At 36.1% G+C, this 21,525-nt stretch carries 20 protein-coding genes, 1 tRNA gene and 1 rRNA gene; 10 read left to right on the forward strand and 12 right to left on the reverse strand.

The annotated features are described in order from the left end of the window. Positions 1–25: 25 nt before the first annotated feature. The 4 genes from AAGD68_RS01405 to AAGD68_RS01420 all read right to left on the reverse strand — a co-directional run bounded on the left by AAGD68_RS01405 (position 26) and on the right by AAGD68_RS01420 (position 3,699). Positions 26–1,288 carry a hypothetical protein gene (locus tag AAGD68_RS01405; RefSeq protein WP_253309856.1) on the reverse strand — a complete coding sequence of 421 codons (1,263 nt, stop codon included), beginning with the start codon at positions 1,286–1,288 and terminating at the stop codon, positions 26–28. Between the two features lie 76 nt (positions 1,289–1,364). Further along, on the reverse strand, positions 1,365–1,721 hold the full coding sequence (gene sdhD, locus AAGD68_RS01410; RefSeq protein WP_253309857.1) for a succinate dehydrogenase, hydrophobic membrane anchor protein: 357 nt from the start codon (positions 1,719–1,721) through the stop codon (positions 1,365–1,367). Beyond that, complete coding sequence (gene sdhC, locus AAGD68_RS01415) at positions 1,718–2,095, reverse strand: succinate dehydrogenase, cytochrome b556 subunit (RefSeq protein ID WP_253309858.1); 378 nt, start codon at positions 2,093–2,095, stop codon at positions 1,718–1,720. Before sdhC ends, sdhD begins: the two co-directional genes overlap by 4 nt. A 100-nt stretch (positions 2,096–2,195) precedes the next feature. Continuing rightward, positions 2,196–3,699 (reverse strand): 16S ribosomal RNA (locus AAGD68_RS01420). Between the two features lie 153 nt (positions 3,700–3,852). Here AAGD68_RS01420 and AAGD68_RS01425 point away from each other — a divergent pair. Beyond that, entirely contained in the window at positions 3,853–4,467 is a 615-nt protein-coding gene (locus tag AAGD68_RS01425; RefSeq protein ID WP_253309859.1) for a hypothetical protein, read from the forward strand. A 584-nt stretch (positions 4,468–5,051) separates the two neighbouring features. Here the strand turns inward: AAGD68_RS01425 and AAGD68_RS01430 are convergent. Next, a complete protein-coding gene (locus AAGD68_RS01430; protein ID WP_265016489.1) occupies positions 5,052–5,231 on the reverse strand; it encodes a hypothetical protein in 180 nt (59 codons plus the stop codon). Between the two features lie 227 nt (positions 5,232–5,458). Here AAGD68_RS01430 and radA point away from each other — a divergent pair, with 227 nt between their 5' ends. Continuing rightward, positions 5,459–6,802, forward strand: coding sequence for a DNA repair protein RadA (gene radA, locus AAGD68_RS01435; RefSeq protein ID WP_265045316.1), 1,344 nt, complete (start codon positions 5,459–5,461; stop codon positions 6,800–6,802). Here the strand turns inward: radA and ftsY are convergent. Continuing rightward, positions 6,789–7,700: a signal recognition particle-docking protein FtsY gene (gene ftsY, locus AAGD68_RS01440; RefSeq protein ID WP_253309540.1), complete on the reverse strand. Its 912-nt coding sequence runs from the start codon at positions 7,698–7,700 to the stop codon at positions 6,789–6,791. The two genes, radA and ftsY, sit on opposite strands and share 14 nt — an antisense overlap. Before the next feature lie 190 nt (positions 7,701–7,890). On the opposite strand from ftsY, the gene iscU reads away from it, so the two are divergent. Genes iscU through hscA form a run of 4 tightly spaced genes read left to right on the forward strand, consistent with a single transcriptional unit; the run spans position 7,891 to position 10,911 of the window. Further along, on the forward strand, positions 7,891–8,283 hold the full coding sequence (gene iscU, locus AAGD68_RS01445) for a Fe-S cluster assembly scaffold IscU (protein ID WP_114516867.1): 393 nt from the start codon (positions 7,891–7,893) through the stop codon (positions 8,281–8,283). 10 nt (positions 8,284–8,293) lie between these two features. Then, positions 8,294–8,698: a HesB/IscA family protein gene (locus AAGD68_RS01450; protein ID WP_341814308.1), complete on the forward strand. Its 405-nt coding sequence runs from the start codon at positions 8,294–8,296 to the stop codon at positions 8,696–8,698. Further along, positions 8,691–9,149 carry an iron-sulfur cluster co-chaperone HscB C-terminal domain-containing protein gene (locus AAGD68_RS01455; protein ID WP_341814383.1) on the forward strand — a complete coding sequence of 153 codons (459 nt, stop codon included), beginning with the start codon at positions 8,691–8,693 and terminating at the stop codon, positions 9,147–9,149. Before AAGD68_RS01450 ends, AAGD68_RS01455 begins: the two co-directional genes overlap by 8 nt. After that, positions 9,127–10,911, forward strand: coding sequence for a Fe-S protein assembly chaperone HscA (gene hscA / locus AAGD68_RS01460; RefSeq protein ID WP_253309543.1), 1,785 nt, complete (start codon positions 9,127–9,129; stop codon positions 10,909–10,911). The genes AAGD68_RS01455 and hscA overlap by 23 nt, the downstream gene beginning before the upstream one ends. Before the next feature lie 7 nt (positions 10,912–10,918). Here hscA and lepB read toward each other — a convergent pair whose 3' ends face one another. Both lepB and AAGD68_RS01470 read right to left on the reverse strand, forming a co-directional pair. Next, the gene (gene lepB, locus AAGD68_RS01465) at positions 10,919–11,665 is read right to left on the reverse strand and encodes a signal peptidase I (RefSeq protein WP_265045523.1); all 747 of its coding nucleotides are present in this window, start codon (positions 11,663–11,665) and stop codon (positions 10,919–10,921) included. 94 nt (positions 11,666–11,759) lie between these two features. Then, positions 11,760–12,050: a hypothetical protein gene (locus AAGD68_RS01470; RefSeq protein WP_265045322.1), complete on the reverse strand. Its 291-nt coding sequence runs from the start codon at positions 12,048–12,050 to the stop codon at positions 11,760–11,762. A 98-nt stretch (positions 12,051–12,148) separates the two neighbouring features. Here AAGD68_RS01470 and AAGD68_RS01475 point away from each other — a divergent pair, with 98 nt between their 5' ends. Together AAGD68_RS01475 and AAGD68_RS01480 are read left to right on the forward strand one after the other, a co-directional pair. Beyond that, entirely contained in the window at positions 12,149–13,336 is a 1,188-nt protein-coding gene (locus AAGD68_RS01475) for a phosphoglycerate kinase (protein WP_265045323.1), read from the forward strand. Positions 13,337–13,394: 58 nt separating this feature from the next. After that, positions 13,395–14,222 (forward strand): EndoU domain-containing protein, encoded by an 828-nt coding sequence (locus AAGD68_RS01480; protein WP_253309545.1) that lies wholly within the window; start codon positions 13,395–13,397, stop codon positions 14,220–14,222. Positions 14,223–14,399: 177 nt separating this feature from the next. On the opposite strand, the gene AAGD68_RS01485 is transcribed toward AAGD68_RS01480, so the two are convergent. From AAGD68_RS01485 to AAGD68_RS01495, 3 genes are read right to left on the reverse strand one after another with little or no spacing between them, the layout of a single operon-like run. Next, positions 14,400–15,365 (reverse strand): RluA family pseudouridine synthase, encoded by a 966-nt coding sequence (locus AAGD68_RS01485; protein ID WP_253309973.1) that lies wholly within the window; start codon positions 15,363–15,365, stop codon positions 14,400–14,402. Continuing rightward, complete coding sequence (locus tag AAGD68_RS01490) at positions 15,356–17,206, reverse strand: hypothetical protein (protein WP_341814309.1); 1,851 nt, start codon at positions 17,204–17,206, stop codon at positions 15,356–15,358. The genes AAGD68_RS01485 and AAGD68_RS01490 overlap by 10 nt, the downstream gene beginning before the upstream one ends. Positions 17,207–17,240: 34 nt before the next feature. Continuing rightward, positions 17,241–19,184 carry a ComEC/Rec2 family competence protein gene (locus tag AAGD68_RS01495; protein ID WP_341814310.1) on the reverse strand — a complete coding sequence of 648 codons (1,944 nt, stop codon included), beginning with the start codon at positions 19,182–19,184 and terminating at the stop codon, positions 17,241–17,243. Between AAGD68_RS01495 and AAGD68_RS01500 the strand changes: the two genes are divergently transcribed. Together AAGD68_RS01500 and AAGD68_RS01505 are read left to right on the forward strand one after the other, a co-directional pair. Further along, complete coding sequence (locus tag AAGD68_RS01500) at positions 19,177–19,314, forward strand: hypothetical protein (RefSeq protein WP_179945548.1); 138 nt, start codon at positions 19,177–19,179, stop codon at positions 19,312–19,314. The two genes, AAGD68_RS01495 and AAGD68_RS01500, sit on opposite strands and share 8 nt — an antisense overlap. 190 nt (positions 19,315–19,504) lie before the next feature. Next, positions 19,505–19,581, forward strand: a tRNA-Met gene (locus AAGD68_RS01505). A gap of 873 nt (positions 19,582–20,454) precedes the next feature. Here AAGD68_RS01505 and AAGD68_RS01510 read toward each other — a convergent pair. Continuing rightward, on the reverse strand, positions 20,455–21,477 hold the full coding sequence (locus AAGD68_RS01510) for a DNA-methyltransferase (protein ID WP_265045326.1): 1,023 nt from the start codon (positions 21,475–21,477) through the stop codon (positions 20,455–20,457). Positions 21,478–21,525 lie beyond the last annotated feature (48 nt).

A 21,525-nucleotide genomic window follows, 5' to 3' on the forward strand; every position in this document is an offset into this window, starting at 1 on the left:
AATGTTAATTTAAAGTAGTGGCCGGTTAGCGAGGAGGTAATTGAAATTTTTCGTCTTGCAATGAACTCCGTCTGCTTAGTACTTCATTAACATGAGGAGTATCACTCACTTTTTCAACATCTGCTTTTTTAGACGCAGCTATTTTCTCATTACTTTTGTTTTGCAACTTCTCCTTCTTTAAGCTTTTTCCAATATCTGGTTCTCTAGATTTATCTATACTTTCACTACTTTTATTTGACGGCTTCTCTAAGTCTTTTTCAATACCTGGCCTTCTAGCATTAAGCTCATCCCATGTGCCCACTATACTAAGTGGCTTATGATCCTTTTGCCCTGGCTTTAGCCTTTCTCCACCTTTAATAACATTAAAGTCACTTTTTGCTTCTTCCCAACATCCTTTCAATTGGTGTTTCCACATAGTGAAGTAAGCATCACCATACTTCTTCTTATCTGCTACAAATAATAAAATTGGAGCCTTAAGTATGGTAGCTCCCATATTCACTAAATTTTTTACTGCCATTGCAGGGGTGAACAAAAGATAGCCAAAAGACTTTGCAATTGGGTTTTGTTCGCTTATTAAATACTCCCCTAACTTTATAGGAAGAGAAGTCAACAATTTAGTACAAACTTTAGCCAAGCTTGCAACGAAAATAATAGGAACAGATATAAGACTTTTATCTAGCTCCAAGTTATTATTCTGATCTCTAATTTCTGAAAAATGGGTGCTTAGCTTCTTGTAATCACTAGTGTATAGTAATTTTCCATTTCTTCCTTTTTCATCTCTATCTTTCTCATCAACTTCTCCCGTGTCATCATTGATGAAGCAACCTTTTTTAGCAAGAAAAGAAGAATTAGTTAATCTAAGTAACTTAGTATCAACCTCAAAGACCGGCAAGTGTTTTTCAAGATCTATTTTTGAAAACTTAAATGGCTTATAAAATTTACTATAATCATTAACCTCACGCCTACCTTTACTAACTAAAAAGTCAATAGTAAAGTAAGATTTTTTATCAATTTCCTTAACCAAGGCTAGATCAAATTCGTATTCATTATATATAAGCTGGTACTCTGGATTTCCGTCTTTATTTTTTACAAGCTTGTCATTTTTTTTTACAACTCTCCCAGAATCTACAATCTGATCATAATTTTTTGGATATTGACACTTTCGTCCATCCTCATATATCATTACCTTTCTAAGGTCTTTGACATAAACTTGAGACTCAGATGAACTAAATAGATCCTTCACCTTTAGCGTAAGGTCTATTCCCCACTTTTTCAATGTCTCTAACATATTGCTAAACCAAAATCGCTATAGTTCAATGATAAAACTAGTACACTAATAATATATTAACACAGAATTGGCAATTTTACAAGAAAATATGCCTGTAGAAGACAAAGATTGTAAAAGCGAGGGTTATATAAGTAATGCTTGATAAGTACTTTATGCATGTAATTGTGAAAATCCTTAGAGATACGCTGTGTATATAATCTTCACACACTACCTGCATTCCAAGAACTGCGTGCCAAAAAATGCAAAACAACAATACAACAAAAAATAAAAGCTCTAGAGGGTGATTAATAAATTTTTCACTAAAAGACAAAGAGCTATCAGTATAAAATGCGCAAGAAAATGAATAGATAAACCAAGGAAACAGGAGCAGTAAAATTACTGCAGAAACACGCTGGACCCACCAATGATGTACTGAATTTCCAGATTGACTCATATAAACATAAATAAAAAAGCAATAGTAGAAAGAAGTAGCGTTACTGTCAGCAGTATAGCACTCCTTGAAACGCCAGTAATTTCTAAATTAAGCCCAACATCCCACAATAAATGACGAATACCATTAAGAAAATGATATACAAAACTTACAAAACATAAGACATAAGCTAATTTAGCAACAGGAGTGAATAATAATGCATTTAAGTACCTTACTATAAGTAACTCAGGAAAGTAAACATGTAATATGAAATACCAAGAAAGTATCATTAATAAAAGGAATAGCAAGATACCAGTCAATCTGTGCATAATAGAGAAAAAACTAGTAACTTGTACTTTATATATTTGTAAATGTGGAGAAAGAGGCCTATCACTCATAAAATTTCGTTATTGGGAAATTAAAATAAAGTAGAAGTAAAGACAGCAGTATAGCACATAACAACACCATCATTAAAAATGGTAAGTTATGCGCAAAGCCCAAGGAGGTAATCCAGCTGCAGATTCCCCTACTGCTACCTTGTTACGACTTCACCCCAGTCACCGATCCCACTTTAAATAACTCCCTCCTTGCGGTTAGGTCGTTAGCTTCGAGTGAAACCAATTCCCATGGCGTGACGGGCAGTGTGTACAAGACCCGAGAACTTATTCACCGTGGCATGCTGATCCACGATTACTAGCGATTCCAACTTCATGTACTCGAGTTGCAGAGTACAATCCGAACTGAGATGGCTTTTAAGGGATTAGCTTAGCCTCGCGACTTTGCAGCCCATTGTAGCCACCATTGTAGCACGTGTGTAGCCCACTCCATAAGGGCCATGATGACTTGACATCATCCCCACCTTCCTCCAGTTTATCACTGGCAGTTTCCTTAAAGTCCCCAGCATTACCTGATGGTAACTAAGGATGAGGGTTGCGCTCGTTGCGGGACTTAACCCAACATCTCACGACACGAGCTGACGACAGCCATGCAACACCTGTGTGAAATCCGGCCGAACCGACCCTATCCCTTCGAATAGGTATAATTTCCATGTCAAGGAGTGGTAAGGTTTTTCGCGTTGCATCGAATTAAACCACATGCTCCACCGCTTGTGCGGGTCCCCGTCAATTCCTTTGAGTTTTAATCTTGCGACCGTAGTCCCCAGGCGGAATGTTTAACGCGTTAGCTGTAATACAGAAAGTAAACTTCCCATATTTAACATTCATCGTTTACAGCGTGGACTACCAGGGTATCTAATCCTGTTTGCTCCCCACGCCTTCGCGCCTCAGCGTCAGATTTGAACCAGATAGACGCCTTCGCCACTGGTGTTCCTCCTAATATTTACGAATTTCACCTCTACACTAGGAATTCCTCTATCCTCTTTCAATCTCTAGGTTAGCAGTTTTAAAAGCAGTTCCAAGGTTAAGCCTCGGGATTTCACTTTTAACTTACTAACCAGCCTACGCGCCCTTTACGCCCAATAATTCCGAATAACGCTAGCCCTCTCCGTATTACCGCGGCTGCTGGCACGGAGTTAGCCAGGACTTCTTCTGTGAGTACCGTCATTATCTTCCTCACTAAAAGAGCTTTACAACCCAAAGGCCTTCTTCACTCATGCGGCATGGCTGGATCAGGCTTTCGCCCATTGTCCAATATTCCCCACTGCTGCCTCCCGTAGGAGTCTGGACCGTATCTCAGTTCCAGTGTGGCTGATCATCCTCTCAGATCAGCTATAGATCATTGCCTTGGTAGGCTATTACTCCACCAACTAGCTAATCTAATATAGGCTCATCTAATAGCAATAAATTTTTCCCCCGTAGGGCGTATACGGTATTAGTTGCCATTTCCAACAATTATTCCGTACTACTAGGTAGATTCCTATATATTACTCACCCGTCTGCCACTAAGTTATACCATAGCAAGCTACAATATAACTCCGTTCGACTTGCATGTGTTAGGCCTGCCGCCAGCGTTCATTCTGAGCCAGGATCAAACTCTCAAATTTAGACTTCAACCTATAAAAGGTTGAGGGTACATCGGATAAATCCAACAAAAAATAATTTAGCTTAATACTGCTGTCTTTATTTCTACTTTAGAAATATTTTAATCTCCAACTATTCAAACAACTTTGAGAACATTATTATGTGATATAATCACTATGTCAATATGTTTTTGCAAATCAAAAGCATTAATGTATAAATATATAACTATTTGGAATATTACCATGAAAAAATACATCTTTCTGCTTGCACTCGCACCAATGTTAGTTGGCATCACATTATACTTATTGCGCAACATTGATAACACAAAACAATCTATAACTGCGGGTGACAAGTTTTACGAAGTATTATTCTTTAAAAAAGATAATAAGCCGCTGCTAGAAGAAATAGATTCAAATTGGGGGTATTTAGCAAATTTTGAACACGCATTCAATCATATCTCAGATTCAATGCCAACAAACACAGCATCTATTTATAATGATTTGGCAGATGATAAAGATGCTCCTAATGTTTTGCGTGAGTTAGCACAATACTTAGAGGTAATGAGCTTACTTCACTCCAACGGTGAAAAAATAAATAAAGATAAAATTGATAATTTAGAATCAAGTGCAGTGTATCCTTATTCAAGCCAAGAAGCTATCGCTGTAGTAAAGATACATAATAACGACATTAAAGGTGCAACTGAAATATTGCGTTCCCTATTAAATGACAGAAAATGCCCTATCCTAATCAAAGCTAATGCACAAGAACTACTCAGGATATATGGAAGTTAACTCATTAGACTTTTTGTATAGTTTTTGGTAACAACCGTTAGAAACGAAAAAACTTCCTTGACAAACTCCGCCAGCCCCCTTATCATGATAGTGAAGGTATTCAGTTATCTTCATCTGTGCAGATTAAACAGCAAGAAAACAACGTAGTTGGCGTCTTATTTTTAATTTTTTGCACTATGTGCACCTTATGTCTTCACAACATTTCTGGGTTTTTACCTATATAAGCTGAAACGCGCTTATAAGTCGTTTAAGACAGTATAGTACGCCAATTTGCAGGATTAGAGAGTGACAACTAGCTAACACGGGGTTTCTTTTGCCTTTTTTTCTGCTTAGTAAATTTCTTAAACATTTAAACTAAGGTGAGTTGCATTTAAAAGCAGCTAAATTGCAGTGTTTAAGACTTAAAAAACGCCAATACTGAAAATAGACAATGACTAGTGCTTCTTTTGCCTTTTTTTTCGTTTGGTAAATTTCTTAACGTTTGTAGCTAAAAGAGCCCAAGAGAGGTGTCATCCCGCTGCTTGTTAGCGGGATCTATGTTAAGAGATACCGCGAATGAATCGCGGTATGACGTAGGACTGCTGTCATCCCAGTGCTTGACACTGGGATCCAGTTTTCCATATAATCTCATCGAAAATGTTGTAACCACTTTCTATGCTAGTTTGCTTGCTTACAAGCAAACTTTTCTGGATCCCAGTGTCGGGGCACTGGGATGACATCATTCTTTTTCCTGGATCCAAGTAGTCTGGGCACTGGGATGACAAAAAAGGGGTACTCGGATGACAAAAAAAGGATGCTACTGGAATGACAGGAGAATGGGCTACTTGGATCCTAGAGGGAAGCGTTCGTGCAATTATTGTGCATGAATTTAAATGGCACAACTTATGACAATTATCTTCGCACCAAAACGTTTGTGAGACTCAGTGGTTAGATTTACTTCGCCTATTCAGCTAATTTTTATTACAATTATAACAAAATAATTTTGGCTTTGATGAAAACTGTATATGTATGTCAATCCTGTGGTCATAGCACTGGTAGGTGGGTAGGAAAGTGCATTGCATGTGACAATTGGGATACAGTTGTTGAAGAAATAGCAGTAAAAACGGGCAAAAGAAGTATATCTGCGCCAATTTTAATAAAGGCGTTATCGGGTAGCGAAATTATCACTCCAAGTCGTTTTCTAACAGGAGTAGAAGAATTAGATAGAGTTTTTGGTGGGGGTATCGTTCAAGGTGCTAGCATTCTAATTGGAGGCGAACCTGGTATTGGAAAATCTACCCTTTTGCTTAGAATTGCAGCTAATGTTGTGCAACTTTCCTCTTTTGAATGTCTTTATGTATCTGGCGAGGAATCTTTAGAGCAGGTGAGCCTCAGAGCAAAGCGTCTTAAGATAAATGAACCTAAAATTAAGCTTTTATCTACAGTGTCTTTAACTGATGTAGTAGCAACAATAAAGGAAAATAAAAGCATTAAATTTTTAGTAATTGACTCTATACAAACAATGTATGATAGCAGAATTACATCGGCACCAGGAACTGTAACTCAGGTTCGTACTTGTGCCCATGAATTAACCATTCTTGCAAAACAATATGGTGTTTCTCTTTTAATAGTTGGTCATATAACTAAGGATGGGCAAATAGCTGGACCTAAAACTTTGGAGCATATGGTAGATACGGTATTATATTTTGAAGGTGAAAATAGCAATCAATACCGTATTTTGCGTACTATTAAAAATAGATTTGGCCCTGCAAATGAAATTGGTGTTTTTGAGATGTCTGAAGCAGGACTTGTGCCTGTTGATAATCCATCATCATTGTTTCTGATGGCCCATGACAGAGAAGTAGTTGGCAGCGCCGTATTTGCAGGAATTGAAGGTTCAAGACCAATTTTAATGGAAGTTCAAGCGTTGATAGCAGGGACTAATATGGCAACCCCAAGAAGGGCAGTAGTTGGGTGGGATATTAATCGATTGGCTATGATCATCGCGGTGCTAAATGCTCGCTGTAAAATGTTTTTGCATGATAAAGAGGTATACCTAAACATTGCAGGGGGACTCAAAATACAGGAACCATCGGCTGATCTTGCTGTTGCTGCTTCCCTTATTTCAAGTGTAGTAAATTTACCGCTGCCAACTTCTTCAATAATCTGCGGTGAAGTTGCACTTTCAGGAGAAATTAGGAATGTCTCGCATGCTGATCTTAGACTAAAAGAAGCACAAAAGTTAGGATTCAAAAAAGCAATTATGCCTAAAAATGGTAATTACTCTTCTCATGATATTGAGATAATTAAGCTTGGTCACGTAAGGGAATTAAGAGAAGTCTTTAATTACAATTAAATAACGCTTCAGCAAACTCTTTACTAGTAAACTCCTTTAAGTCCTCTATACTTTCACCAATTCCTATAGCATGTAACTTTACCTTATAAGCTTCTGCAAGTCCAATTACTACTCCGCCCTTAGCGGTGCCATCTAGCTTTGTTATGATTAGCCCGGTAACACTAACCATCTTACTAAATGCCTCTAATTGGCTATAAGCATTTTGGCCGGTAGTTGCATCAAGAACTAAAATAACGTCATGAGGGGCAGTGTCATCCAATTTCTTTATCGTTCTATATATTTTTGATAACTCCTCCATAAGGTTCACATTATTTTGTAGCCTGCCTGCTGTGTCAATTAGAACAACATCAACGTTATCTTTTATAGCTTGACTCACAGCTCTATATGCCACACTTGCAGAGTCGCTACCATGCTCTCCAGTAACAATCAAGCAATCAGAACGTTCTGCCCAAATGTTTAATTGTTCACTAGCAGCAGCTCTAAATGTATCACATGCAACAAGCATAACGGACTTTCCCATCTCCTTATATTTATATGCGAGCTTACCTATAGTTGTGGTTTTACCATTACCATTTACTCCACATACCATTATTATATGTGGTTTTTTGTTCAAAATTAACGGTTGCACAACTGGGCTCAATATAGCTTCTATTTCGTTCATTAACTGCTGCGAGATAATATTATACTCAACTTCCTTGTCAAATTTGATGCTTGTGAGCCTGTCAATAATCAACTTGGAAGTTTTATGACCAATATCCATGCTAATTAGCAATTCTTCTAGCTCATCTAAAAGCGACTGATCTAATTTTTTTTTGCCAGAAAAAATACTTTTCACCCCGTCGCTAAAGCGAGAAGAAGTTTTTAACAAGCCTTTATAAAGGTTACCAAATAAACTCAAGAGAATACTCCTTTTAAATTACAAACTTAATTACAATATAGAGAATGACATACACTACGTGAATTTGTAAAGTAAATATACTCATTTTCGTAATATTTTGTAAGTAAAATATACACAAAACTAGTGTATTTCACTTTAGTTTTTAACCTAAATATGTTATAATGTAGAATAGCGGTTCACAGGTAATTTTATGAGTTATAATGAGAAAATTTTAGATCATTACGAAAATCCAAGGAATGTTGGCTCTCTGGATAAAAATGATCCAAATGTTGGTACTGGTTTAGTTGGTGCACCATCGTGCGGTGATGTAATGAAATTGCAGATAAAGGTCAATGACAAAGGTGTTATTGAAGATGCAAAATTTAAAACTTTTGGTTGTGGTTCTGCCATTGCTTCAAGTTCCTTGTTAACAGAGATGATAAAGGGAAGAACCATCAGTGACGTTACACAGATAAAGAATACTCAAATAGTGGAAGAGTTGTCTTTACCTCCAGTGAAGATACACTGCTCGGTGCTTGCTGAAGATGCTATAAAGGCTGCTATTCATGATTATCAAAGCAAACAAAGTAAAGGTGGACATTGAGAACTAAAGCATGAGTGAATATCAAGGAGTAAACGCTATAAAGAAAGATAAAAAACTTATTACTATAACTGCGAAAGCAGTAGAAAGGATAAGGTATTTATTGGACCAAAAGAAGCATACTAACCTTGAGAAACCGGAAGAAGCAATAGGAATAAGAGTGCTAATTAAACAAAAAGGATGTTCTGGTTTAAAATATGATATTGAATATGCATATGATACTCGTCCTTTAGAGTCGATAATTGAGGAAAACTGCAATGATGACCAAAAAGTTAAAGTGTTGATCGATCCAAAATCTGTCATGTTTATTCTTGGCTCTGAAATGGATTATGTAGAAGAAAAATTTTCATCGGGTTTTGTTTTCAAAAATCCTAATGAGAAAGGAAAATGTGGTTGTGGAGAGAGTTTTCATGTCTAGCAGCTATTTTACATTGTTTGAAATTGAACCAACTTTCAATATCAGCTTTGATGAGTTAGAGAAAAAATATATTGAGCTAAGCAGGACTGATATAAACGAAGGACAATCTAAAAATATAATTAATATTAACAAAGCTTATCAGGTGCTAAAGTCACCTCTAAAACGTGCCGAGCATTTGTTGAATCTTTTTGGTGTGGAAAGCCCAAAGGATCATCCAAATTCTGAAATATTAAATGAATCAATGGAAATAAGAGAATATTTGCTGGACTGCAATGATCTACAATTTGCAAGTAGGATGGTTGATGAAAAAATAAAAGATTGCGTTAAAAACCTAATTAACACTTTTGCTGTAAAGAATTTTGATGGAGCTGCTACACAAGTCTTAAGATTGAAATATTTATATAAGTCATTTGAGGAGGTGAAAAAGAATGCAACCAATTCAAATTTCTGAACCAAATTCAAGTGAAGTAGTTTTTGGTATAGATCTTGGCACTACTAACTCTTTAATTGCTATGGTAAATAAAGCTGGCAACGTGGAGATATTTAAAGATGAGCAGGGAAGAGAGCTACTGCCTTCTGTTATTTCGTATGAAAATAATACATTGAAAACTGGCTGTGACGTCGGTCAAAATGCAATCTACTCAATAAAGCGTTTAATGGGTGAAAGTGTTGAAGAATTAAATAAAGAAGGCCTCAATTTTGAAATAGATAACGAAAGTGAAAAAGTTATTAGAGTAAAATGCTCAGAGGAAAAGTATCTTACTCCTGTTGAGATTTCTGCTGAGATATTAAAAGCTTTATGCGAGAGGGTGAAAAAGTCTACAGGAATGGAAGTAAAAAAAGCAGTGATCACTGTGCCAGCTTACTTTGACGATTCAGCACGTAACGCAACTAAATATGCAGCAAAATTAGCTGGCATAGAAGTTCTTCGTCTCGTTAATGAACCAACTGCTGCTGCACTTTCTTACTCCATTGAAAAGAACAACAGCAGCGGAATATATGCAGTTTACGACCTTGGTGGAGGAACATTTGATATTTCAATATTGAAATTACATCAAGGAGTGTTTCAAGTCCTTGCGGTTGGTGGTGATACCAAACTCGGCGGTGATGATTTTGATCATCTTCTGAGTTCAATTGTACTTGATAAGTATAGAGAAAAAGTAGGTTTAAACAAGGAGTCGACAACACACCTTAATGTCATTCCAACACATAACGCTGGAACCTGCAATATCCGTACCGCGAAAGAATACTTAAGTGAAAATGCATCAGGCACTTTTGGCTTTAACATTAACGGCAAGCCATTTGAATGTGAAATAACTAGAGAGAAGTTCGAACAGGCAATAAGTCCTTTAGTTAATAAGACTATCAATATAGTCACTCGTACTATAAGCGACATAGATCTTAAAATTGATGATATAAAAGGAGTAATTTTAGTTGGTGGTGCAACTAGAACACCATTGGTTCAAAATTCACTAGTCAAGCTCTTTGGAAATAAAGTACTGAATGACGTGGATCCAGATAAAGCAGTTGTCATGGGAGCAGCTCTGCAGGCTCATGATTTAACTTCGAGCTCAAAAGATAGGAATATTCTCCTGGATGTTTTACCTTTATCACTTGGCATAGAAACTATGGGAGGCATAGTTGAAAAAATCATACCAAGAAATACACCACTACCAGTTTCAGAGATAAAAGAGTTTACAACTTATGTTGATGGGCAACCAGCAATGAAAATTCACGTTTGTCAGGGAGAACGTGAAATGATCGAGGATAACAAATCTCTAGCGCAGTTTGAACTAAAAGGTATACCGCCACTGCCTGCAGGTTCTGCAAGAGTTGAAATAGAATTTACAGTTAACGTTGACGGGATCTTGACTGTTACTGCAAGAGAAAAAACTACTGGAATTGAGCAGACAGTTAAAGTAAATTCAAGTTTTGGCTTGAGTGAAGCTGATGTTCAAAATATGGTTAACCAGTCAATAAACAGCTTTGATGAAGATATGAAGGCTCGTTCCCTTGCAGGTGCTAAAATTAATGGAAATAAACTCATACACTTGGTTGAAAACAATAATAACCTTTCCACTGATCAAAAGTTGAAAAACCTATTACAAAATGCAAAAAACGCTTTACAAGGCAATGACTTGAATGAAATTAACAACACTATCGCCGAGTTAGAAAATTCTTCTTTAGAGTTATGTGAATTAACAAATAGGTAGAAAAAGCTTACACAACCTTGTGCAATACCCTATTTAATCTCAAAGCAACAGGTAACCTGAAATTAAATGGTAACCAATCGACCTTCCCCAATTTAAACGATAAACCAACTATACTTACACGCCCAATGATATTTTCCATTGGTACAAAACCAACCTCAGGAAACCTGCTATCCAAAGAATTATTTCTATTGTCTCCCATAACAAAAAATTGATCGTTAGGTACATAATAAACCGTAGTGTTATATGATAGCTTATTAGAAATGTTATCTACCAAAATCTCATGCTCCTTGCCACTTAAAAGCGTTTCTATATATCTTGGTATGTTACGATTTGACTCATAATCAAAAAAACTTTCAATTTGCCTTCGCTCTACTTTCTGATCATTTAGGTATAATTCTTCCTCTATCATTTGCACTTTGTCGCCTGGTGTTCCTATTACTCGCTTAACAAATCGGATACTGTCGTTTCTTGTGGGTTTGAAAACTACTATGTCGCCACGCTTTGGAGGGGTATAAAAAATCCTGCCGCTAAAAATGTTTGGAGAAAATGGAAATGAGTGTTTACTGTAACCGTATGAATATTTACTAGTAAAAATGTAATCCCCTTCAAGTAGGGTGCTTTTCATTGAACCAGAAGGTATATGAAATGGCTCGAATAAAAAACTACGTATTGATAGCGCAATCAACAGTAAAAAAAACAATGAAGATAAAAATCTTCCCGTTCTTATCACCCAGTTTTTGCTTAGTTCTTCCAACTTTTCCAACTTTGTTTTTCTTATAGATTAAGCTTATTATAATACATAAATTAAAAAATGGTAATATGAAATTTTACTTGTGAATGTTATTCCTCTATTCAAAACAATTTTGAAAAGGCGGTTCATTTCTTTCAACGGTGTCATCCAAGTAGCGTGACACATAACTGTACGAACATTGCAATTTGCAGGTGGCAGATGAAAGTAGCTGACACTGAGATCCAGAAAAAAGAATGGTGTCATCCAAGTAGCTGACACTGGTTCCTGCAATCTCATCGAAAACGTTGTAACCACTTTCTATGCTAATTTGCTTGTAAGCAACCTGGATCCCAGTGTCGGCTACTTGGATGACACCATTATAGAGTGAACCAGTGTCAGCTACTTTCATGACACCATCTGGATGCAAATTTCCTTAAACGTTCGTAAACTTAAAACTTTACTTTAGGTCAAACTGCTGTATAGTGGCTTTATAGCTTTAGTTTTACAATGAATATACCTAGTATAGAAAATTGTGATCTTCACAATAAAACCGTCTTACTCAGAGTTGACTTCAATGTTCCTATAAAAGATGGAGAAATTCGTGACGTCACTCGTATTTTGAGAGCATTGCCTACTATTGAGTATTTAGTGAATGCAAGTGCAAAGATTATTATTATATCGCATTTCGGACGCCCAAAGGCCAGAGACAATAATCTGTCGCTAAAAAATGTAATTGACACTTTATCGCAGTTACTAAATAAAAAAGTGAAATTCATTGATGATTGCGTTGGTGAAAAAGTGCAAAAAGCAGTGAGTGCTATGGATGCAAGAGATATAATATTACTAGAGAATCTAAGATTTTATAAAGAGGAAGAGCAGAGTGACTCAAATTTTGCCAAACAACTAGCATCTCTAGCGGATATATATGTAAATGATGCATTTTCTTGCTCTCACAGAGCTCACGCTTCTATTTCACGCATTACAGAGTTTTTACCTTCCTACGCGGGATTTTGCTTACAAGATGAGCTAAAGTATCTTGAAAAAGCTGTATCGTTTAAAGCTAAACCTATTACTGCGATAGTTGGGGGAGCCAAAATGTCAACTAAGATAAAAATGCTTATAAAGCTAACAGAAAAGGTTGATTACCTAGTTCTTGGAGGTGCAATTGCTAATAATTTTTTGTTATTTAGCAAAGTAAATATAGGAAAATCTTTCTTTCAAAATGGTGTTGACGACCTTCTACATAATATTGTTGAAACAGCAAATAAAAACAATTGCAAAATAGTTGTGCCAGAAGACGTTCTGGTTGCAGTAAACTCTGATTACAGCACTAGTATTTCAAGAAGAACTGAGTCCATTTTGGACGGTGATATAATTTTGGATATCGGACCACAAACTTTGAGTACAATAAGCAGTATAATAGCAAGCAGTAAGACTCTGCTGTGGAATGGACCTATTGGTGTTTTTGAACATTCAGCTTTTGCAAGTGGTACAATAGGGGTAATGAAAGTCGTAAGTGACTTAACGCACAAAGGAAAGTTAAACAGCATAATAGGGGGAGGTGATAGTCTATCTGCAATAAGCGCTGCAGGCCTTACCGATAAGGATTTTACATATGTTTCCACTGGTGGAGGAGCGTTTTTAAGTTGGCTGGGTGGTGATGAAATGCCGGGAGTTGCTGCTCTGCAAAAATGATTAGATTAAAACTTTTTTAAATTGTTTCTTATAAGCTAGCTTTTTTGTGAACGTGATTATGTCGAAGACAGTTAAACTAATTTTGTGTTTAATAATACCAATAATAGGATTTATTTTTTATATTAAGGATCATTATTTTCACACCAGTTATGTAGAAGAAAATGTTAAGGTCAATTTTGAACCATTTTTCAGTTCACAACCAGGTTATATACCACCGTTTCCAGAATTAACTGACTTCGATAGAGGAGTGTTGAAAGTTTGTGGAGATTGGGGAGCACATCCAGATAAAGAAGATTTCAAAATTTTACTTAGTTGTCCGCAGCATCAAGAAGTAGTGAAAGGAATATATGATAAGCTTGATCATCAAGTGATTACGCCAGATGCGGATTTGGAGTTATTTAAAGATGAACTGGCTAACATTTGGTTTACAAATAGTGAAAGTGAAAAAGAAACTATAGGGTTTGGACATATTTTTTGTGGTGAGCCAAACGATAAATTAGGTGGTATGCATTTTGTAGGTAGATATGTTGAAGCTCAAGAAGATAAATGGGCAGGTGCAATTTGGAATGATAAGTCCCTATGCAATAAATCAGATATTAAACCACCAGTTTATACATTTGGAATGAAATATTTGGGTAAGGATGGGGAAGTGAAAGTTAAATGCCCAAATGGATACGCATATAACCTTCATGCCGATGATATTTTAATTTCTGCAACTAAGGCGTTCAAGGAATTAGGAAAAGATGGAATGTGCCTATATGAAATGGAAGATGACAATTATCAATCAGTGTTTGTAAGAAAGAATGATGCTATACTCACGTTCTATCCCGACTTAACACCAAAATGTGATGATAAGAGTACTTATTGTAGCTGCAGTAAATCTTAATTTATTTCAGCCAAAGATATATATAGCTAAAGTGGCTTAGGTTTACCTACAATTTGAAAAACAAAAATTCGTCATCCCGCTGCTCGTTAGCGGGATCTAGAGATACCGCGAATGAATCGCGGTATGACGTAGGGAAACCTTTCTTGGGTTAGCTATACCAGCAATGATGCCGTTACTTCAAAAATCAGGTAAACCTTTCTTAGGTATATTTTCAAACTCACCAATTAAAGTTTTTATATCTTGCGGTAAATCAGAGACAAATTCCATGTATTCCTTACTTTTTGGGTGGTATAAGCCCAGTGTATAAGCATGTAGTGCTTGCCTATTGAAATTATGAATGAAACTAGAGTTTTTAGCATATTTTGTGCTTTTACTACTATTTTTTCCGTAAACTTGATCACCAACTATGGAATGTCCTATGTGGCTCATGTGGACTCGAATTTGGTGTGTTCTACCTGTCTCTAAAGTGCATTTAACCAGGCTTACTTGTCCTATAACTTTCTGCACTAAATAGTGAGTGATTGCTAATTTGCCTGTGATTTTTGTTACACACATCATTTCTTTATTACCACGCTTTGGAGCAATGTTAGTCTTTATCGTTCCTTGTTGAGTAGACAATGTTCCCCAAACTACTGCTAAGTATTCCCGCTTTACTTTACGATTTGATAACAACTCAGACAAAAAACTATGGGCTTCCTCATTTTTTGCAATTACCATCAGCCCACTGGTATCTTTATCGAGTCTATGAACAATTCTTGGTCTTACATCAAGGTGAGCGATAACTGCGTTCAAGAGCGTATCATTGTTTGTCCCAGCACCAGGGTGCACTGTTAATCCACTTTGTTTACTCAGAACTATAATGTCCTCATCTTCATAGACGATATCAAGTTTTATGTCATAATTAGGCTCAATTGATGTGGATATGTCAGGTTGAACGAGATGCACCACATACTCTTCACCTGGTTTTACTATGTGATCATTATTAATTATCGGTATGCCAAGTAATTTCACCTGCTCATTTTGTATCAATCTTTGAGCTTTACTGCGTGATATGTTGCACTTTTCAGCTACGTAGATATCTAGCCTTAATTTCTCCTTATCATTATTAACACTTAAGGTTATTACTGAGTGATCTATAGTGATTTACCCCGCGCCATTTCCCATGCTGCTTGAATATTTTGATTTACGAAATCAACTTTTGTACTAGGAAGATCACCTTGTTTTTTAATATGGCAAGTTGTTTGAGAGCCATCTTTCCAGTGAATTATTATCTTGTTATCAAAATCCCGTAGTGTTGCCTCAACCTTTTCTTCTTTATTATCTTTTTCTTCCAGCTTAATAGATTCTAATAAATAATATAGAAAGTCACTTGGTTTGCCGTTGATTTTTTCTTTCCATTCATCTGTTTTTTCTCGTTCAAATAAATCTTTTTTCAGCTGCCTTACTCTGTCTTGTTTTTCTAAGACTGCCATTTTTTCTTGTAGCTTCTTCTCTTCATCTACTAATTGATCAGTATTATCTTCATTATCAGGCTTACTTGGTCGGTTGTGTTCTTCTAATAACTGTGTCTGTATCTCTTGATCTGCAGATTCATTAGTACTAGTTTGCATATCTTTATTTGCAGATCGATCAGTATTAGATTGACTACTGCTTCCTTGCCCATTTTGTTGAGGGTTGGGGTTATTAGGTGCGTTAGGTAATCTTTCATCTGCAAAAGTCGCTCCGGATAATCCCATACGGGCTCCAGGTTTAAGTCTAGATATTCTATCTTCTAAAGTCTCTGCTAGATTACTCAAGTTGTTTACTAAACTCATTACCTTTTCTACGTCCACTTCACTCAGTTTACCTTTTACGTCTCCGCTAACTTCTTTACACAGAACATCCACACTTTTACTAATATTTTTCAGGCAGTCAGTTATTTCTTTACTAGCAGTTGTTTTCACCTCATCCACATTTTTCTTTATATCTTTTTCTAATTTATCAAGTAAAGCTTTGAGATCCTTCCCTATACTGCCAAGCGTTTCTTTAATGTTAATATTTGCAGGCTTTAAAAGATCGTTCTTAAATAAACAGCAAATTTTATCAATAAAGTCAGTTAGGTGTCTATTAACTAATCTTCCCAATCGAGATATCGGATCATTCTCCTCTTCACTCTTAAATTTATTCTCCATTACTGATACAACACTACCTTTTCTCCATGGGAGTAAAATATCCACATTATCGAATTTTTTAACAATATTGCATGCGTTATTTACTTCATTACTTTTTAATTTACTCAATGCTATACATATTCCAACAATGAAGACAGCACTCACGAATGCAATGAAACCCCATTCTTCCCAACCATGAACATTGGCAAAGCTAAATTTATTTTGTATCAATGCACCAGCTACAATTAGACCGCTCAGCACATATGGCACAGTAAGCAAAATAACTTTATTTCTATTCTCTTGTCTTTTGTTTTCTAATATTTCTCCCTGTTTTTCAGAGATTGGTAAAATTATTGAAAAACCTTGCTTTTTATCGACCAAATCAGGAACAATTTCTATTGTTAATGCATTTTGAGCAATCTCATTTATTTCATCACTTTTTCCACCTCTAATCTTTATATCTATTGGGCTATCACCATCTTTTGATTTCTCATCTTTTATTTCTTGCTTGTATATATATCTTAGAGCAAGAGAGGTTAATAAAACTACTCCAAAAATAACAGAAACCAGAAAGTAAGTTGGCATTAATGTTGGGTTAAAAGTAGCAATAAAGCTTAAATCGTTAAGGGTTATTACCATTGCAGTTATGTAGGCTAGAGAAAATTGAAGCCAAGTGTTCACAACTGCTATAGGTAGGGTATTATTTACAGAATATTTTTTTGCTGCATGCCATGCTTTAGGGAGAAAACCAATGGCATCATTTATTCTGGCTACATTATGATCATGAGTTAGGTTGAGGTTTAAAGAATTTCCTTCTTGAGTACCTAAATACATAAATTTCCTTACATTTAAATTTAATTAATTATTGTTAACAACACTTTAAAATCAAGCTTTTTAACTTATGCCAAGGCCGGTTAGAGCGCACTTTATTAATCTTTACGTAACGATTTGTTAACCAAATTGAATGTGTGCCATATGTTTTTAGATTGGTGTATTTAATAGTTCTAGTATTACAAACTGAATAGTCGAATTCACTTAATTGAATTATTAAATCAACTTTATCACAATTTTCTGAAATATCTTCTTTTTTATAAGCAAGCAGTACTGATTTATTATTTCCTTTATTATATATACAGCCATAATCGTTGCACTTTAGTCTTTTATCTGGATTGCTATATTTTGTATGATTCAAAATTTGGTTCTGCCCATTTTGTTTCGCCCATGTTTTGACAACAAAGTTCCTATTTTTTCTGGTGAGAGAATATAGTAAGTTATCACTCTCCTTTGCAGCAACATTATCAGCATTTATTAGGATGTCGGGGGTTTTATATGCGGTGCTAAAGCAAATACCTAGTACAATAAAGAAAATTCCGAAGAAACGCCAATTTCTTTCCCACAAGCACAGCCACAATAAACCAAGTGTTATGATAATAATTGATGAGGCAGGAAAAGTACGAATGGGAATAACCAAATACTGAAGACTAGCGATTGCATTTGTTATATACAAGATACTGTCAATTGGGCGCTCTATAAATGGCGCTATAATCCATTCAATACCTAAAGGAATCAATAAGACATAAATTATTCCAAGTGGAATAATAATTAATGTAACTATTGGTATAGCAACTAAATTTGTGATAATACCACTAATTGAAAAATAATTAAAATTGTATATCGTGTACGGAACAGTTGCTAAACTTGCTATTACTGAGCTGATCATTATCGACACAAAATATTTCATTATTTTTATTTTGAACAATTTATTAGCATTAATTTGATAACTGGCAACCAGTGCCAAAACCGCAGAAAATGACATCTGAAAGCCTGGCTTTAAAATTGCTTCTGGTTCTACTGAGAGTATCACTGCAGCAGCAAACGCAATTGCTATTAACCCTCGATATTTTCTCTCTATCATTATTGCAACGAGTACTAAAATCACCATGATGTAGGCACGCTGAGCAGAAATTTGCATACCGGTAATCAACAAATAAAACGTGGTTGGCAAGATAGTAAGGAATGCAGATATTTTCTTGGTGTTATACTTAAGAGTCAAAGTTTCAGATATTGCGAATAAATTACGAAACACTATAAAAAACAGGCCAGCAACAAATGATAAATGCAAACCAGATATGGCAAACAAATGTGCTATACCTGAATCTCTTATCGCATCCATAGTTTTTTGGTCTATTCCGTCCTTTTTGCCGATTAGTAATGCAGAAATTATGTCTGCATGTGGTTTTTTAATATTTTGCTGCAGGTTTTCATAAATGTATTGACGGAAAGATTCTATATATTCTTGAAATTTCCTTGCTTCAGCCTTTTTGTGCAAAGCTATTTTGCTTGTTGCAAAACCTGTTGCACTTATTTTCTGATAATATGCTATTCTTGCAAAATCATATGCATGCTCCGAGGGCGCAATCTTTAGAGGGAAGAGTTTTGCTGATAATTTTACTTGATCGCCTATTTTAATGCCTTTTTCCACTTTGGTTCTAACTGATATTCTGATGTTATCTAGAGCTCTATCCGGTGTCATTCCAGCGCGTAACGCTGGAATCCATATCTTTTTTTTCTGGATCCCAGTATCAAGTACTGGGATGACAAAAGGGGGTGCTGGGATGACAAAAGGGGGTGCTGGGATGACAGGAGAGGATTTTGAGATAGTAGAGACAGAAAGCAGAAATTGTTTGTATGAGCCCCTGTCATTAATGTCCTTCACTGTGGCAATTATATCTTTTACGTATCTCTCTTTATCAAGAATTTGAGTATCAACTAAAGCTGTTCTTAATTTACTAGCTGTAAATCCTATGAGCACTGCAATTAAAGCAATGCATAGTATTGTGTACCTTTTGTGCAGTATCGCAATCAGAGTTAGTGTAGGTGGAAGCAAAAGAAAAATAGATATAGTGAAAATGCAGCTTGGTTCAAAACTTAGGGAAAAATAGGTTAAAATCCCTACACACTGACACACAGGAAACCACAGTATCAAGTTATATTTTTCATTACGTAGGTTATGACGTATATAGCTAACTATTATGTCAAAAAAAGTTAATAAATATACTAATATACGACCCATAGCGGATTTTATCCTTGTATATCCTATAATTGCAAGTATAATAGCTAAATAAACAACGACGCGGGATGGAGCAGCTCGGTAGCTCGTCAGGCTCATAACCTGAAGGCCGTAGGTTCAAATCCTACTCCCGCAACCATTTTCCAACTGTGCGAATATTGTGGTTTCAGGTAGAAACTACTTGACAAATTCCCCCAGTCCCCTTATCATAATACTGAAGGTATTCAGTTATCTTCATCTGTGCAGATTAAACAGCAAAAAACAACGTAGTTGGCGTCTTATTTTTAATTTTTTGCACTATGTGCACCTTATGTCTTCACAACATTTCTGGGTTTTTACCTACACAAGCTGAAACGCGCTTATAAGTCGTTTAAGACAGTATAGAACGCCGATTTGCAGGATTAGAGAGTGACAACTAGCTAACACGGGATTTCTTTGCCTTTTTTTTCTGCTTAGTAAATTTCTTAAACATTTAAGATAAGGTGAGTTGCACTTAAAAGCAGCTAAATTGCAGTGTTTAAGACTTAAAAAACGCCAATACAGAAAATAGACAGTGACTAGGGCTTCTTTTGCCTTTTTTTTCATTTGGTAAATTTCTTAATGTTTGTAGCTAAAGTAATTTAGGCCTACCGACAACCGTCATCCCTGTAAAGGTCAAGTATCCCGCTACTTGTTAGCGGATGAGATACCGCGAATGAATCGCGGTATGACGGTCTGCTGCTTGTTAGCGGCTAAAAGATACCGCGGCGGTATGACGGTTCGTGGCGGTATATTCGTCATCCCGCTACTTGTTAGCGGGATCTATGTTAAGAGATACCGCGGCGGTATGACGTAGGGCTGCTGTCATTCCAGTGCTCCTTTTTTTGTCATCCGAGTAGCCCCTTTTTTGTCATCCCAGTGTCACGCACTGGCATTTGTTGTAAACTCACTTTTACTCTATGGTTATCTTTTTATACTACCTTGTCTACCTTATTTTGCCGCTCTGCTGAACGGATACGAACAAAGAGCATAACTAAACTACTAATGACTGCTGAGTGAACTTAGGATCCAATACAGACTGCTTAGCCTTTAACACTTGCTCTTCACCATGAACAATGCGTTGATAAATAGTTTCTTTTGAGCATTCTTTTTTTAAGAACCTAAAAGCAGATGCAGCAAGATATTCTCTATTTTCTTCAAATGCTAACCAGTAACGGTCTTCTTGCTCACATACAAAACCTGTTGTGTTAGAACCAGCAAAAATATCTAAAACAACATCTCCTGGTTGTGTTAGAAACTGAATAAAAAATTGAGGTAATTTAGCAGGGAATCGAGCTGGATGCTCTTTTACACCTAGTTCCTTACATGCAGCAAGATACTGGCTGTTAGATTCTGAATTGGGAATCTGCAAAAGATTTGATGGAATAGCTCCTCCATTATCTTTACCAAAGCTACTACCAATATTATGTCCTGATGGTTGTTCTTTTGGAGTATAATAAGCCTTTGGGTTCTCGATAAGTTTTTTCATGCGGCCACTGTATTCCACTAGCACCTTTGTGACATCTGCTTTAGGCCACTCAGTTTTGCTGAACCACCATACTGTATTAACAGAATCTTTTGCTCTGATTTTTCTCTTATTTACCCATTCAATTGGACTTGGCAATTTAGAAGGATTATACCAATAGAAATCTTCTGCAAGGAAGAAGCCTATGTCATCACAGAAATGTATAAGCACTCTAAAATTATATAAACTTCTGGATGGCACGCCTTTTTCATAAGCCCCACCTAAATCAAGTACAAAACTGCCTGTATCTTTGAGTTTGCTATGTACTAATTTTGCAAATCGACTAAGCCAGGCAACATATTCGGCTTGGGATTCATTTCCGTATTCTTTTTTTCTTTGCAAAGCAAACGGTGGACTGGTTATTACGAGGTCTAAGCTATTGTCTGGTAATTGTGGCAATAGGTTAAGAGAGTCTCCACAATATGCAGCTCCCCTATCTGTAATATATGTGGGTTTACTATTAAATTTAAATTTTTCCAATATGTGCACCATATGAAAGATACTTATAGTCTGTAGACTTATAATTGTCAACTATTATCT

The organism is Wolbachia endosymbiont (group A) of Machimus atricapillus (assembly GCF_964027095.1).
Lineage (GTDB): Bacteria > Pseudomonadota > Alphaproteobacteria > Rickettsiales > Anaplasmataceae > Wolbachia.

Bases quoted from the DNA above. Each gene is read 5' to 3' on its own strand.
- AAGD68_RS01500 (WP_179945548.1), top strand. From the start codon at position 19,177: ATGAGCACTGCAATTAAAGCAATGCATAGTATTGTGTACCTTTTGTGC.
- AAGD68_RS01510 (WP_265045326.1), bottom strand. From the start codon at position 21,477: ATGGTGCACATATTGGAAAAATTTAAATTTAATAGTAAACCCACATAT.
- AAGD68_RS01470 (WP_265045322.1), bottom strand. From the start codon at position 12,050: ATGAAAGTAGCTGACACTGGTTCACTCTATAATGGTGTCATCCAAGTA.
- AAGD68_RS01405 (WP_253309856.1), bottom strand. From the start codon at position 1,288: ATGTTAGAGACATTGAAAAAGTGGGGAATAGACCTTACGCTAAAGGTG.
- sdhD (WP_253309857.1), bottom strand. From the start codon at position 1,721: ATGAGTCAATCTGGAAATTCAGTACATCATTGGTGGGTCCAGCGTGTT.
- AAGD68_RS01450 (WP_341814308.1), top strand. From the start codon at position 8,294: ATGAGTGAATATCAAGGAGTAAACGCTATAAAGAAAGATAAAAAACTT.
- iscU (WP_114516867.1), top strand. From the start codon at position 7,891: ATGAGTTATAATGAGAAAATTTTAGATCATTACGAAAATCCAAGGAAT.
- AAGD68_RS01490 (WP_341814309.1), bottom strand. From the start codon at position 17,206: ATGTATTTAGGTACTCAAGAAGGAAATTCTTTAAACCTCAACCTAACT.
- AAGD68_RS01455 (WP_341814383.1), top strand. From the start codon at position 8,691: ATGTCTAGCAGCTATTTTACATTGTTTGAAATTGAACCAACTTTCAAT.
- sdhC (WP_253309858.1), bottom strand. From the start codon at position 2,095: ATGAGTGATAGGCCTCTTTCTCCACATTTACAAATATATAAAGTACAA.
- AAGD68_RS01425 (WP_253309859.1), top strand. From the start codon at position 3,853: ATGTCAATATGTTTTTGCAAATCAAAAGCATTAATGTATAAATATATA.
- hscA (WP_253309543.1), top strand. From the start codon at position 9,127: ATGCAACCAATTCAAATTTCTGAACCAAATTCAAGTGAAGTAGTTTTT.
- AAGD68_RS01480 (WP_253309545.1), top strand. From the start codon at position 13,395: ATGTCGAAGACAGTTAAACTAATTTTGTGTTTAATAATACCAATAATA.
- radA (WP_265045316.1), top strand. From the start codon at position 5,459: ATGAAAACTGTATATGTATGTCAATCCTGTGGTCATAGCACTGGTAGG.
- AAGD68_RS01475 (WP_265045323.1), top strand. From the start codon at position 12,149: ATGAATATACCTAGTATAGAAAATTGTGATCTTCACAATAAAACCGTC.